The organism is Paenibacillus qinlingensis (genome assembly GCF_031455095.1).
Taxonomy (GTDB): Bacteria; Bacillota; Bacilli; order Paenibacillales; family NBRC-103111; genus Paenibacillus_E; species Paenibacillus_E qinlingensis_A.
Map to the genome: position 1 here is coordinate 936,340 of NZ_JAVDSB010000001.1, position 15,419 is coordinate 951,758.

The window sequence follows — 15,419 nt, forward strand, 5'->3', positions numbered from 1 at the left end:
AGTGTGAACTGTTCAGGTTCCGCGGTATCCTCGCTTTCGGTTTTACCACCGATGTGATATTGAAACAGAATGGGGTTTGGCTTGTGGATTTGTATTTTCTTGGAACGGGGGCAGGGATGCCCTCCAAGCAGCGGAATGTAACCTCAATCGCCTTGAATTTATTGGACGAGAGGGGAACATACTGGCTAGTTGATTGCGGGGAAGGTACGCAGCAGCAGATATTGAACTCTCCTGTGAAACTTGGGCGTACAGAGAAATTGTTCATCACGCATTTGCATGGCGATCACTTGTACGGACTTCCCGGATTGTTGACGAGTCGCTCCTATCTAGGAGGCGATACGCCCTTGACGCTCTATGGTCCACGCGGGCTCAAGAAATTTGTGGAGACAGCGCTAGAGGTCAGTGGTGCCCATCTAACGTATACACTTCATCTTGTTGAACTTGATGAGGAAGGCGTTATTTTCGAAGATGAAAGCTTTCTTGTGGAAACTGCGCGCTTAGAGCATCGCATTGAATGTTTCGGTTTTCGAATTGTAGAGAAAGATCAACCTGGCAAGTTGCTGAGCGAGAAGTTGCAAGAGCTTGGTGTACCCGCAGGTCCGCTCTATGGTCAATTAAAGCAAGGTCTTTCCGTGAAGCTGGAAGATGGTCGAATGTTCCATGGGCAAGATTTCTTAGGTGCACCAGTTCCTGGTCGCATCGTTGTTATTCTAGGGGATACTCGCTACTGTGAAGGTGCCAAGCGGTTAGCGCGCGGTGCTGATGTGCTGGTGCATGAAGCGACGTTCGCGATGGATAAGCAAGAACTCGCGTATGCCTTTGATCATGCGACTTCAACCGACGCGGCAAGGACAGCTCAGGAGGCTGGAGCCCATGCGTTGATCATGACGCATCTTAGCTCTCGCTATCAGGGAGAAAGCATCAATGTGCTGCTCCATGAAGCGCAGCAAATTCACGCCAACAGTTACTTGGCGAAAGATTTTTGGAGCTTTGACGTGCCACGTAAAGGTTAAAAAAAATAAGCTTCTTCCGATGGTAACATGCGGAGGAAGCTTATTTTTGTGTTCTTTCGTCAATTTTGTGCGGTTGCCTCATACACTAAACAAAACCGATGGAAATTGAGGTGAAGGTATGGCAATTACACTTGGTGAAGTGCTGCTTTCTATCTTTATATCCTCGATCTTTTTCATCATGATAAAGGAAATTAGGAAGTCTTACAAAGATTCAGAATAATTCAATAATTAGCCTAGAGGCCCTATACGGAATGCTAGGGCTTCTGATAAAATGAGTGTAAACGCTTTATAAATGGGGGTGGACATGACGTATCCGGTTTACAGATGGACTGTATACCCTATCACGGTTTTCTTTTTTCTATGCGCTTTAGTTGGATTAGTATGTCTATCCAAAGATGCATATGCCTCTGAGATTCCGGTTTCTCAAGGTAAATCTACTGTTGCATCAACGGTTACAGGAGTTACATACAGTGCAAGTCAAGCAGTTGATGGATTTATTCATACGAAATGGGTGGCGAGTAACGCGCAACTCCCGCAATGGTTAACCGTAGATCTTGCGCAAAATGTGCATGTTTCGCGGGTTGAAACTGTATTTGAACATGTCAATAGTTCTTATGCTTATAAGATTGAAACCTCGATCGATGGCATCAATTGGCATGTTTTTGCTGATCGATCCTCAAATTCATCTATTAACTTTCCCTTTTACTCGGACAACGGGGATATGACGGCGAGATTCGTCCGATTACAAGTGCTAGGCGTTGGTTCGCCTGGCGATCAAGCTAGTGTGTATGATTTTCGTGTGTATTCATCGAATGATTCACTAGCGCTTCTTTCACACAATAAGACTACGGCAGCGTTTAGTAGTTTTTCAGGTTCATGGGGCTCTGAGAAGGCTGTGGATGGTCAGTTATTATCGAGCTGGGCACCAAGCAGCCCTACCTTGCCACAATGGCTTGTCGTGGATCTCGGGCAGCTGAATCAAGTACAGCGTTTTGAGACGACGTATACAAATTCGCAAGATGTGTATGGGTACAAGATTGATTTTTCAATAGATGGTCTGAGTTGGTATACCTTTACGGATCGGACTGGAAATACACAGGCGGCTGAGCCGCGATATGTGGATGAAGGGAATGTTACGGCACGTTATTTTCGGTTAACCACAACACGAGCAGCGTCAGGGGGGTATGCCAGTGTCGCCGAGTTTCAAATCTACGGGCCAGATGGCGGTTCAACCAACCTTCCTCCTACACAGACACCAACAAGAGTTTATTTGGATGAAGAGGGGTATCAACTGCAGCCTAGTGAGACGATAGCTAGTTATTTGACCGCGGTCTATGCAAATGGACAAACGACGAATATTCAATCCGGTGCCACCTACAGAATAGCTAATACGGCTGTCGCAACGGTCAATGCAAGCGGGGTAATAACGGGAATAGCTGCGGGTTCTACAACTTTGACGGTTACCTACAACGGCAGAACAACTTCAGCGACCATTACGGTAGCTTCCCTAGTGCCAAACTTGAATCGCATAGCCTTAGACTCCTATACGTATTCACTTCAAATAGGTGCAACACGATCTCTTTATGTGACGGGATATAAATATGATAGCTCCACGCAAACATTGACAAGTGGACTCACATTTGCGAGCTCTAATCCATCAGTAGCAAGTGTGAATGCCAGTGGGGTAGTGACAGGGATTTCACCGGGTTCATCGACAATTACCGCTCATTATGGGAATTTTACAGCATCTGCGAGCCTACAAGTTACAGCTGCGGTGAGCCGGATTGAAGCTGATGAAAGCTCCTTATTTTTAGACGTAAACGACACCCAGTATATAACTATTCATGCGTATGATTCGCAATATAATGCTACGGAAGTAACGGGGAATACGAGCTTCACGAGTTCAAATTCATCCGTCGTCACAGTTAGCTCCGGCGGCTATCTGACAGCTATAAGCGCAGGGAGTGCTATTATTACGGCAACATATAGCGGCATCTCTACAACGGTGTATGTTACTGTAGCACTGAAAGATCTAGTAGCTCCAACTTGGAACTACGGCTCTACAATTACCGTTACACCGAGTTCGGTATCTGCGGTTACTCTGACCTGGACTGCAGCTACGGACAATGTTGGCGTAACTTCATATCGGGTGTATAAGGACTCAGAGTTGGTAACGACTGTGAGCGGAAGTGAACTAACGACCGAAATGTCGGGGTTAACGCAAGGCACACCGATGAACTTTAAAGTAGAAGCGGGAGATTTGGCGAATAACTGGTCATCATCTGGGCCTAGTGCAGCGTACACATTAGCTGGAGGTCCAAGGGTGATCGCTTCTTCGACGGTACTTCTTACGAGTGAGCGAGTGCGTGAATCGGCACCTGACGGCAGTATGCTATCCAGAATTCGAATTGATGAAGCTGAACTGAATGATGCGATCAATGCAATAAATAATGGATCAGCCACAACCCTTTCGATGCAAATTCAAGATGATCATGATACAACTATAGTAGAATTCTCATCTAGTAGGTTGAGTAGATTACAGGAGACAGGGGCGAATGCAAGCCTCCAACTGGATATGAGCGCTATTCAGTTTACAATTCCTCTGATGCTTTTCAAAAATCATGTTGGAGATGCCAATCGAACAAATGGGTTATTCGCCGTTCTCATCCGACATGAAGCAGGTCACCTAGCGGAAATGCTGAAGGAGCAAGCAGCCTCAGAGCAAGCGATTTTGCAAGTGACCAATCCGATTGAATTCGAAATTCAAGCAGGCGGTGTTTCAATACCGCATTATGAGAACATTCATGTCGAGAGATCCATCAAGCTTCCAGGAGCTTCGTATACCCCTAATGTGACGGCAGTTCGACTTGATGCGGAAACAGGCAAGATGGCTTTCGTCCCGTCCCTCCTAACAGGTGGGGATAACACATGGAATATGGTTATTAAAGACCAGTATGGCGGGTTGTACACCATCATCCAAAAAAATAAGCAATTTGAGGATATGGGCGCACATTGGGCCAAAGAAGACGTTGAAAAATTAGCCTCTAAAAATATCATTACTGGGGTTGATGAACGAAACTTCGCCCCTGAGAAGGAAATTTCCCGGGCTGAATTTGCCACATTGCTCATTCGTGCCCTAGGTATGCGTGGCAACAATTCGGCGGCAGGTCCCTCGCAATTCAAAGATATCCACGAGACAGATTGGTATGCACAAATGGTAAATACAGCGGCAAGCGCAGGCCTAATCGAGGGATACGATGATGGGACTTTTCGACCTCTTCAGCAAGTAACACGTGAGCAGATGGCGGCTATGATTAATCGTACGGTTCAAATCACAGGTGATCAACAAGAAAGCTATGCGCAAGATACGATTCTAAATCCATTCACAGACCAACATGCCATTGATAACTGGGCAAGGAATGCCATGGCATTTACCTTGCAACGAGGCTTGATCCAAGGTGTTACGGAAACGCAGTTAAATCCGAATGCCTATGCAACACGAGCGCAAGCGGCCGTCATGTTGAAGCGTTTACTCATTTATTTGCAATTCATGAATTAACGGGTCTAGGACGCAATTCGCTATTAAGCGATTGCGTTCTTTTTTTGTGCTCAAACTTACAAATTCTTCATAACACGCAAATAAATCGGAAATATTGCTCTGGTAATCTAGAGTTATAAAACTCTAGTGAAGGGCGTGAGGACGAATGAGTGGAGTACCTCTACAATTGGCGCCGCAACCTGCGAAACTGATGATGAAGCTGGCTAGTAATTCACAAGAAATCGAACAAGCGATGCGATTGCGTTATCAGATTTTCGTGGAGGAAGAGAAGAATTTGCGTCTGCGCAATGAGAGTGGGTTGGAAATGGATGCCTACGACGAATATTGTGATCACCTCATTGTCAAAGAGCTAGAGTCAGATCAAGTGATAGGTACGTATCGTCTACTTCCAGGGGATCGAGCATTGGATGCGATCGGCTTTTATTCAGAGACCGAATTTGATTTGGATAGTTACAGCAGTTTGAAAAAGCAGTCCTTAGAGTTAGGTCGCAGCTGTATCGCACCTGAGCATCGCGGCGGAAGAGCGATTGGTATGCTTTGGGAAGGGATTGCAGGATATATACACAATAGTCCATATACACATTTAATCGGTTGTGCAAGTGTACACATCCCAACGATAGAGGAATTGAATGAAATTTACACGCTTCTTCATAAGAAGGGGGTTTTGACGGACCGCTACGGGGTCAAGCCACTCGAGACGCATCGGATCTCTGGTTTAGCTCAAATTGAACTTGCTGGTAACGACAAGGAAATGTTTCGCAAACTCCCTCCATTAATGAAAGGTTATCAGTGGCTGGGAGCAGAAATCGGTGGGGATCCTGCCTACGATGCGTTATTTGGTACGGTTGATTTTTTCATTGTTTTCCAAAAAGATAAAATTACGAGTCGGTACAAACGACACTTTTTGCCTGCAGATTGAGATGAGGGGGACTTGCCTTGTACGAATGGATTGCCAAACTAACTTTGAATGATGGTAAACAAAGCCGTTTGGCGCGCGTGTTGCCCATTTTTCCATTGTGGTTAATGTCATGCCTATGTGCTGTGTTGGCCGCATTATTGTGTGTGGTATCGCGCAACGGGTTTCTAAAACGTGTGGAACATAATCTGGCTGATCTCTTATCCCCGATTTCCAAACGTAAGCTAAGGTCGCTAAGAAGACGATATGTGCGGAATGTTGTGTACTCGCTTTGTGAGATTTTGCTTTTGTCTGATCGCATGCAGGAGAAGAATTTCAAACTTCAAGGTGAAGCGTATTTGCATGAAGCGCAGCAATTGGCCAATGGAAAAGGTTTTATTATCTATGCGCCGCATGTAGGTAATTTCTTCAGTTATTATTGGTATTTCTCAAAAAGGTATGATTGTCTTACAGTGGCTTCGGCTGGCAGTCCGGAATTGTTGCCTTTGTACATGAAATTCGCTGAATTAGGATGTAAAGGCTTGGATTACGATCGTGTTCCGCCACTTGAATTGTATCGGACCTTAAAAAATCATGTATTGTCTGGTGGTGTCGTCTTCCTTCTGGGTGATTTCTGGAGATCCTCATTTCCCTTATCCAAATTATTCGGTCGAGTTACCCGGACACCTGAAGGAGCTGCGATGCTAGCGCTTGAGCAGCAAGTACCGATTATTCCTTTTTACGGATATCGCAAGCGAAATTTTAAGCATCAACTTATCGTTGGCCCCCCATTAAACCTACATTCCCAATCAGCACGAGCTTCGCGATCTGCTAGAGCAGATACGAATCTTATTCTTAATAACTTTATCGAACGGGTTATTCGTGAGCAGCCGGCTTCTTGGTTTTATTGGTTTAACGCCCATGAGAGATGGGAGAACGCGCATCAGCAAGTAAGAGCATAAGGATGGAGGGGTTCAATATGGATTCAGCTAGCCACTTATTGTTTGGGGTCAGTCTTTCAGGATTGGCCTGTTTGGCACCAGGCGTTGTTCAAGAGCCAACGGTAGTTCAGGCAATATTAGCGGGGACATTGATAGGGTCTTATGCGCCGGATTTGGATACGGTAGCCCGCTTGCGAGGATATGGAAGCTATGTTCGCATCCACCGAGGTGTGACACATTCATTGCCAGCGTTATTCCTATGGCCGCTATTGATTAGTTTACCGCTCGCCGCGGTGTTTGGTGTGTGGGAGCATTATTTTAGCTTATTCCTGTGGACGTTTTTAGCTGTCGTCTGTCATGTTGGTCTAGATGCGTTGAATGTCTATGGTGTGCAATGCTTGCGGCCTTTTACGAAAAAATGGATTCATCTGGATACACTCTGTCTCTACGATCCTTTCCTATTTGTACTTCACGGGGCAGGCGCGATATTATGGTTTGTCGTTTGGCGAGGCGAAGCGGGCAGTCACATTGGTGAAATGTATGCACTAATTTTTGCGGCTACACTATTGTATATTGGCACACAAGCCTCTCAGCGGAATGCCTTGATGAAGCTTGTTGAGAAGGAGATAAAGCTAACTACAGGTGTTTGTCGTCTTGTGCCTAGTTTAAGCTGGTTTTACTGGCAGTTTATTTATGAAAGTGAGACTAGTTTTTATCTGGGAGAAATTCGTTCTGGGAAGGTAGTTGTCCTTGAGCAGTACAGCCGCAAGAATTACAATTCGGAGGGCTCACATCCCATTGTGAAAGCAACGATGGGTACTGAAGGGGTACGATCTTTTCTGCACTATGCTCAGAATATTTATGTATGTTGGAACGTGAAGAATGACGGTTACGAAGTGCAATGGCGAGATATGCGGTTCTGGTACAAACGAAAATTTTCTTTCGGTGTGGACGTGCAGCTGGATGGCAATATGAACGTAGTGAGTGATCGAATCGGGATGGACAAAAAGGCATGGGATCCCCCTTACGTGTAAAATAGGTTGTGAAGAGTCTCACTCCATCGTGGAGTGAGGCTCTTTATTATTGGTTGAGCATACGAAGTGTGACCAAATTGTCATTTTATAAGGAGGAGGCATGGCAGTTTTTGTTGAAAATATGGTACAATAGTCCTAGGTATATAGTTGCGGGTATTTGATGAAATAATAAATGGGAGTCCGATAGAGATGAGTAAACGAAAAGAGCGAGATGAGGGTTTCACACTTATTGAAGTGTTAGCTGCAACGGTCATTCTATCGGTGGCTTCATTAGCCATGATGACTTTTTTCATCAACGCCATGTCGTATAACAAAGGAAATCAGAATAAAATGGTGATGGTTAATTTGGCGCGTAATGCTTTATTTTATATGGAGAAGCAGCGCTTTAATGATGTGAAGAACTATTTTGCAAATGTGGACGAAGTGGAAGACGGGAATCCGGTTATTACGTTTGCGGGTTGCTCATACGACGGTACGTTACATTGCTCGCAAAGTAGTAAGAGAGACTATCTAATTAACTTCTCTGGCATACAGAACATTTTGTCACCGAATATTAATGGACGTGACTATGAAATTACCATTACTTATCAGAAGGATGTTGATCAGGAAAATTTACAAAAAAGTGCAGTAAATGGGAACGTGAATCAATATTTGATCCCGATTCGCGTGAATGTTAAATCAGCGTCAAATCCCAATATGAGAAATCAAACTTTCGTAGAGGGGTATGTCATCAATGAGCAAATTCGCTAGCTTTATCAAAAATGAGCAGGGCCTGACCTTGGTTGAGCTTATTGCTACTTTAACGATACTGTCTCTGGTCATGGGATCTATTTATGGTGTGATCACTTTTGGGTTTACAGCGTACAACAAGGTGACAGTTGAGAATTCCTTGCGTGACGAGGCCGACATCCTGATGTCGACGATCATGTCAGAGTTATACACATATGGTCCTACTTCAGTTCGAAGTCTTGTGAATGAAAATGGCTTAACGTTAGAACGTAAGGGGGCATTCGTTACTGGAACCGTGCCTAATAAACAAATTAATATAAAAAATGGGACACTCTTTATCAAAAATGATACGGATGCAGAGGGTATTGGGGCTATTTCAGATCTGAAGTCACGCTTGTTAACGGGTTCCAAAATTGAATTGGATTGTGGTACCGCTACCTCGTGTACGGATGGACTAATCAAAATTGTTCTTGTACTTCAACAGAGTGACCAGAAGCAACAACTACATCAAATTACGACGGAGAGTCGATTTGGATTCTAGGAGGTGAACTCGTGAACCGATGGGAAGATGAACAAGGAGCAGCGCTGTTAATCGTTCTTTTTATGATTATTGTATTCACAATGCTGGGCATGGCTGTTCTTAGTGCAAGTTTAGGAGGGGCTGTAAGAACGGAAACAAAGCAAAGAGATGTGCAAAGTCTACATCTAGCTGAAAAAGCATTAAATGAAGCGGTGGCGATTCTTAAAGCTAATTTAGATGGTGAGGATGTTAGCGTAAATTCAATAACTTCTCAAATTGAGGAAATCCTGCCAACGATTAAAGGTAATATTGTTAGTAGAGGGACTGAATTTGAAGAGGATCCTGTGATTAATGCGAGTGTCAGTAACTCTAACCCACCTATCGTTACCGTAGAAGCTACAGCTATCGTTGATGGCGTGAGGAGGAAGCTTGAACAGCAAATTACGATTAATACCTATCCAGATATGCTGAATTATGCGGCAGGATCGGAAGGGAATCTCATCATTAATGGTTCACCGTATTTTCTGAATGGTGATTTATATGCAGGCGATAAATTGAAAATAAAAAATGAAGCTAACTACCTTTACAATGACCCCAATGAAAAAAGTGAACCTGCAAGGTTTCCTTTTTTAGATGGGAGAGCCTTTGTACAATCCTTTGACAAATTTACGTACTGTGATGGCAAAAATGGCGCGATTAATTGCACGAATAATAATTATGTACCTATTAGCAGCACATCGGACTCGGGTGTAACGACAATTCCTGTTGTACTGAGCACGGAGAAAGACAATGTCCAATTTAAGTCGCAGGAAAGCTTTGTTCAGTTAAATATGGATGAATCATTTATTGATAAGGTAACGGAAGCCTTACATGGAGATGGTGCTATCCGAACGCTTGTTAAAAACAAGTATTATGCGAGTATCCCTACTTTAATATCGTACATTGACGATAGTTTACCTGAATCACAGAAGCTGCCGAGTTTGCCGCTTAATGCGAGCGAGGAGGATGCCAATGAATATGCTAGTAAACTCCAAACCTTTATCAATACGATAAATGACTCCGAGCTTGGCGGCATCACTGTGCTCTACAAAGGTAATTTTAATATGGGCGTAGGCGGGAGCTTCTCGCAACTATTATACACCAATAATGCCAAAGGGAGCCGAACAGGTCGTTTATCCAATTCTTCTCCTTGCCTAGAAACTTATTGTAATAGCAATTGGTTTATTATTGATGGTGACTTAAATATTGAGCCTTCAACCAACTTATCGCCAATTCAAATAAGAGGAAATATCCTGGTTACTGGGAATGTGAACATGAATGGGAACACGGATATTGACGCTACTATTTTTTCACTTAGTAACTATCAAGCTACTACCTCGAATAGTAAAGCAAGCGTCGTAGCATCGAAATCATCGACTGGTGTTGAGATTAGTGATTCGAGTATCAGAGGTCTTGATGATAAAGAGCTACTGCTAATGTCCAAAGGGAAAATATTAATTACACGCGTGAATTCATTTAAAGATCTCCCTGCAACGGGGTATGATTTAACGAATAAGCAACTCGATAGGTTGGACGCCTTTTTTTATACAGAGGATGGTGCCGAGTTGTATGGGGTGGGTTCTGTTTTTTGGATTAAAGGGGGATTCTTTGCGCGGGGAGATTTAACGATCAATGCTCTAAGAGGGAACACGCATGAATTGGTTGGCTCGGATGGACTATCATACATTGATTTTGCCACAGGTCAATCCAATTTAAATGAAAAGCTTTCACGCTTTGTTATTGAATATAATAAGGATATTTTCACGAACCAAAATGTGGGTCTTCCGCGAGTAAGAGGAATAAACCTAAAAACGAGCAAGAAGGTTCAAACACACTAGATCTAATCAATGATGATAAAAAAGGCTATACCGAGAATTTCTCGGTATAGCCTTTTCTGTCTGGCGAAATCGGAATTAATACCGATTATCAAACTGCTTTTGAACAATAACACGAACCGTACCGAATACCTGGTTGTCATCGATATATCTAAGGGTAACAGTCGTTGTACCTGCTTTAGTCCCCGTAACAACACCGTTGCTCAACGAAACGATTGTGGGGTCATCGATGATCCATTCTAATCGACCTTTGAGCTCATCGCGCCATTTCGTTGGCGTAACGACGGTCTGAGACCAGATGTCGAAAGTGTTTTTATCCGTATTAAGGACTAAACGTATCGGCCCGTCAGGTAATTTGATGCTGGTTAATTCTTGTTCGATTGTCACGTTTCTAATATCTTCTTTACCGCCAACGAGGACTCTTACTTTGATGGTTCCTTTCGTTTCACCCGTAAGAGTAACGTTCTGGGCGCTGTCTGTATTTAATGTGGCGGAGCCAATGGAACCAGCTTCTTTGATGACGAACCATTTAAAGCCGGTGTGAACAGCATCTGGACGCTGAATCAGGGCAGTAAGATTGACAGATGAGCCTTTGTCCACGGAAATTGTGCTGTTTGAGTTATCAGTCTCGTCGGGTTCACCATTGACTTGGCGTTTAATGGATACGGATTTAACGGGGTTCTCCACAGTGACTCGAAAGTTCGCCGAGTACTCCTTACCCTCATTGGTTTCGATCGTCACTGTCCCTGTTACGGTACCTACTTTAGCGCCGGTTATGGATCTTGTAAGAATGTCGTTTCCTGTAAACACAACAATAGACTGATTAACATCATCTAATTTCCAACTGCTCTTTATGGGAACCTGATGAATGAAATTTGTGGATACCTTTAACGTTACAGGCGTATCCGCTACGTTGATTTGTACAGGGGTATTAATCGTAATTGCTGGATTAATCACTGTGATCGTGAGTTGGTCGGATAGATTACTTCCATCGCGAGAGCTTACGGTAATCGTTGCTTCTCCAGCTGCCTTAGCTTTGATGGTTGCGAGCCCTTCATTTGAGCTTGCATTCGTGCTTGTTTGCAAAATTTCAATCACATTTGAATTCGATGAATGCCACTCCAAGGATGGATTTGTTGCATATCCAGGCTGATAGTAAGCATGTAAGGTGGATAAGTCACCAACCTCATAACTCGTCCCGCCATTAAGGTCTAAGGATGTGAGTGGAGCTAAGACGGTTACGCCATACGTTTGATTATAAGTCTTTCCTTTATCTGTTGTTATCGTGAGATGGACAACGACTTGTCCAGGTGATTTCCCCCAAAGCACACCATTAGTCAGGGTATTCGTACTCTCACTGAATTTGGCAATGGAGTCATTCGATGAACTCCAGTAAATTGTATTGATGCGTTCATTTGCGGTGACAAATACCGATTTTAATTCAATGGGTTGATCGACATTCACAACAGAAGGACCAGTAATATTTAAGCCTGGTATAATGACGGTTACTTGGGCTGTGGCACTCAATCCACTTCCATCCTTCGAAGTCGCTGTGACATTGGCAACACCGGCTTGTTTACCTAACACGACGCCAGTATCATCGACACTTACGATAGATGGTGCATCTGATGACCATGTGAAATCCGTATCTCTAACAAATGTGGCGTCATCAGGTTGATATTTTGGAATTAACTTTGATTTGTCGTCCTTTGCGATCGTTACGCTATCTAATGCTAGACTAGTTAATTTCGTGAAAGCCGTCAGTAATCGGTCTGTAAAAAGAATAGATTGAGCAGTTGCCGTGCTGTAATCCTTGAAGCTCAAAGTGGCATTGGTTAAAGAATAATCACCATTGTATAAAGGTTTTACATGAATGGAGAAGAAACTATTGTTCCCAATAAATCTGTTGCCGACTTGATGATAAGGGATGTCTGATAAGTCTCCTTCAATCGTATATCCTGCTGCTACAGTGCCTGTTTTGGAGAATCCAGCGGGAATGTCTATAATTTCTAAATTTGCTGGTAGCTTTTCTTTGAAATGGATGTTCTTAATCGTGAGATCGTCTACATTAATGGCATCATTGTAATCCATTGCAATCGGTGTAATCGCATACTGTATCGTTACTGGCGTGTTTTTCTCAACACGGGCACTAGACAGGGTACGAGTCGGATTCAATCCTGTTGAGGTAATAACCTTGACTAACACACTTTTCGTTTCTTTTGCACCACTTGGATCCACGGTAGAAACCGTAATTGTTAGGTCTCCCCCTCGAGTAGCTAATGGATTTGTAAAAGTCCTTGTGACTGTTTCTCCTTTAGGTTTTTCTAAATTGGAGAGAACAGTGTAGACTTGCGTTGTGCCATTCGCATTTTGGTAAGTAAACGTTACGGTAGATGTGACCGTCTTATCATCTAAGTCCAAATCATCTGGCTTGAAGCTGACGGAAATATCGCTATTCGCTGAGATGTAGTTTTTAGACGTCGCATTAAAAGCGGCTGGTGATAAGATGTCCAAAGTTGGCTTATGGTTAGAGCCGATAAATGCACGGTACATAGTGTTGACGAACAGCTTCTGTTCCCAATCGGGGAAGGTGCTATTTGTCGTTGTATTTACAAAGTTATGTCCTGTTCCTGAGTAGGTTACGTTACCTTTGGAATAGGTGTAGTAATGATTCCAGCTGTCTTCGATATCGCGGGCGTCGCCTTTAATGTTGTACCAAGGAATGACTGTTGGATCGTCCAAGTTAAGTCGGAAATATTGATCATGTGTGGTGGCGACCGCGGTCGGCAAATCGCTAATAAAGAAAGGGAACTGTGTAAGAAGACCCTCATTTACTTTGACCGTGGTCGTAGACGTATGAGGTGCATTGAGCCCCATGTTCGTCATCGGCCCAATTTGACCTGTTGCTGCTTGGAAATAGTTAATCCATGTCTGATTCCCCTGATAAACCGTATCATGCGTGAACATGACCCCTTGCTTTGTAGCAATGAAGGAATTAACTGCCTCAGCAGCTTTGGTAGAGATATCGCCCGTTTGATTATAGGAATCATTGAAACCAAATATGACCATATCGTATTTACTATTTAGTGTACTGTGAATCGTTGAGTTGAATGTGCTGAAATCAGTTACGGTTAGATTAATATCATAATCACTTGCGTGTAAGTAAGTTTGGTTCATGTTGGTATTTTTGAGTAAACTACTTGTTAACGCTGAAGATTGTGAGTTCGGTAATACTTGTAACACATTAATTGTTGGTTTTTGGTCCTTGTAACGGAATACGCCAGAGGCCGTATCTTTTAACTTTCCTGTGCTAGTCTGGTCTACAAGTTCTAGTCGCCAGTAGTACAAGCCTGAATAACCTTTAGGAAGTGTAAAACTAATCGTGTTGTTTGTTAAAGCAGTGACAGGAACAGTTTGAACAATGTTCGTTGCACTGAATCTTAATACACTGTCCGTGCCCAAATACAGATTCGCGACGAGATTGCGTTGCGCAAGATTACGTACATTGGATACATCAAACGTGTATGTTAAAGTGTCGCCTGCTTTATATGTTGCTTCTCTATTCGTGCTTACCGTATAGTCCGTAGGCTTGGTTATTACATTGAGCTGAGGTCTAACATTTGCGTTCACGAGCAGGTTCGTTTTGGTCATAAAGGCACTGATTGACGCTAAATCGGATCTGTTAACGAAAATAACGTTGCTTTTTGGTGTTGTTGTATTATACGGATTAAATAAGGTATACAACTTTCCACGATTGCTTGTCCAATTGCCATTCGCATCCAAATAGCCTTGATAAAGGGCTCCTCGATTTTGTTTGGAATCACTTGAGGAATCACTGAAAACGATAACGGGGAGCCCCTTATTGATGTATTTCTCGGTGACTTCAGTCGCCTTTAGTGTGGTAATGTCATTTTCTTCGTAGCGCGTATTATGATTATTGCCTTTTTCGGAAGTGGGATTGAACAAACTCTTCCCAAAATAAATGGCATCATATTTCCCATCCAGCTCATCACGAAGGGCAACAAATTTTTTAATACTCATCGTTTCAAGCTGAAAGCTGGCGTTCGTGCCCAGGACCGAAGAGAGATCGGAAATAACTGTATTTGCGTCTCCGCTAGCAGGTTTATCCAAATCTTTGATTTCAAGAACCTTTAACGGCTTCGTGAGATCAAAATAAGTTACTTTGAACTTGGCACTATCATTCACAGTTTCTAGGTCAGGTATTAAATAGGAACTATTTGCTTCGTATCTGACGAATTTATTTGTTGTAGTTGATTTAAATGAGGTGAAAGAATTATCGTAATTCGTCATCGTAAATAGTTCTGCATCAGATGGAGACGACGCATTGGCTGAAAGAACTTTCGTACTGTTGTTGTCAAGGGTAATAACTCTAACATACATAGCATTCGTTCTTGATTTCAGTTTAACTTTTCCATCTCCTTGTTCGATGACATCGAATAATTCACTAAACCAAGGATTAGTTTGACTGCCCTTAAGTTTAGAGGTATCACTCGTATCCACCGAAACAAACTTGTTATTAGAAGCTTGAAAAGCAACCGTAACCGAATCTCCCGTAGCCGCAACTGCTTCATGTGTGAACGGCCCTTGATACAAACTGAACATCGAAGCGAGTAAAGCAGCAATTAGTATGAGACTTATTCTCTTATGTATGGTCCTCAATCGATCATCTCCTCTTTAATTTAATGAGAGTAGAACTATATGAGACTATTTTACTACTTTTGACAATGAAAAATATACAGTTTGTGCACGTAATATCGAATTATTTTGTAAATTTATTTGTTTTATGAGTTTAATTACCTATTTATTTGTCGATTTTCGGGAAAAATTTCAGGA

9 protein-coding genes are annotated in these 15,419 nt (G+C 42.9%); 8 read left to right on the forward strand and 1 reads right to left on the reverse strand.

All coding sequences use genetic code 11. The features are described from left to right. The first annotated feature begins 83 nt into the window (after positions 1-83). The 8 genes from rnz to J2736_RS04220 all read left to right on the forward strand — a co-directional run bounded on the left by rnz (position 84) and on the right by J2736_RS04220 (position 10,568). On the forward strand, positions 84-1,013 hold the full coding sequence (gene rnz, locus J2736_RS04185; RefSeq protein WP_310223837.1) for a ribonuclease Z: 930 nt from the start codon (positions 84-86) through the stop codon (positions 1,011-1,013). Positions 1,014-1,317: 304 nt separating this feature from the next. Beyond that, positions 1,318-4,572 carry an S-layer homology domain-containing protein gene (locus tag J2736_RS04190; RefSeq protein ID WP_310223839.1) on the forward strand — a complete coding sequence of 1,085 codons (3,255 nt, stop codon included), beginning with the start codon at positions 1,318-1,320 and terminating at the stop codon, positions 4,570-4,572. A gap of 145 nt (positions 4,573-4,717) precedes the next feature. Beyond that, positions 4,718-5,491 carry a GNAT family N-acetyltransferase gene (locus J2736_RS04195; RefSeq protein ID WP_310223840.1) on the forward strand — a complete coding sequence of 258 codons (774 nt, stop codon included), beginning with the start codon at positions 4,718-4,720 and terminating at the stop codon, positions 5,489-5,491. Between the two features lie 17 nt (positions 5,492-5,508). After that, positions 5,509-6,429, forward strand: a complete 921-nt coding sequence (locus tag J2736_RS04200) for a lysophospholipid acyltransferase family protein (RefSeq protein ID WP_310223841.1) — start codon at positions 5,509-5,511, stop codon at positions 6,427-6,429. 17 nt (positions 6,430-6,446) lie between these two features. Then, positions 6,447-7,442, forward strand: a complete 996-nt coding sequence (locus J2736_RS04205; RefSeq protein WP_310223843.1) for a metal-dependent hydrolase — start codon at positions 6,447-6,449, stop codon at positions 7,440-7,442. A gap of 189 nt (positions 7,443-7,631) precedes the next feature. Beyond that, complete coding sequence (locus J2736_RS04210; protein WP_310223845.1) at positions 7,632-8,192, forward strand: PulJ/GspJ family protein; 561 nt, start codon at positions 7,632-7,634, stop codon at positions 8,190-8,192. Continuing rightward, a complete protein-coding gene (locus J2736_RS04215; protein WP_310223847.1) occupies positions 8,176-8,712 on the forward strand; it encodes a PilW family protein in 537 nt (178 codons plus the stop codon). Before J2736_RS04210 ends, J2736_RS04215 begins: the two co-directional genes overlap by 17 nt. An 11-nt stretch (positions 8,713-8,723) precedes the next feature. Then, positions 8,724-10,568 (forward strand): hypothetical protein, encoded by a 1,845-nt coding sequence (locus tag J2736_RS04220; protein ID WP_310223849.1) that lies wholly within the window; start codon positions 8,724-8,726, stop codon positions 10,566-10,568. A 75-nt stretch (positions 10,569-10,643) separates the two neighbouring features. Here J2736_RS04220 and J2736_RS04225 read toward each other — a convergent pair whose 3' ends face one another. Continuing rightward, positions 10,644-15,245, reverse strand: a complete 4,602-nt coding sequence (locus tag J2736_RS04225) for a DUF5057 domain-containing protein (protein WP_310223851.1) — start codon at positions 15,243-15,245, stop codon at positions 10,644-10,646. Between the last annotated feature and the right edge of the window lie 174 nt (positions 15,246-15,419).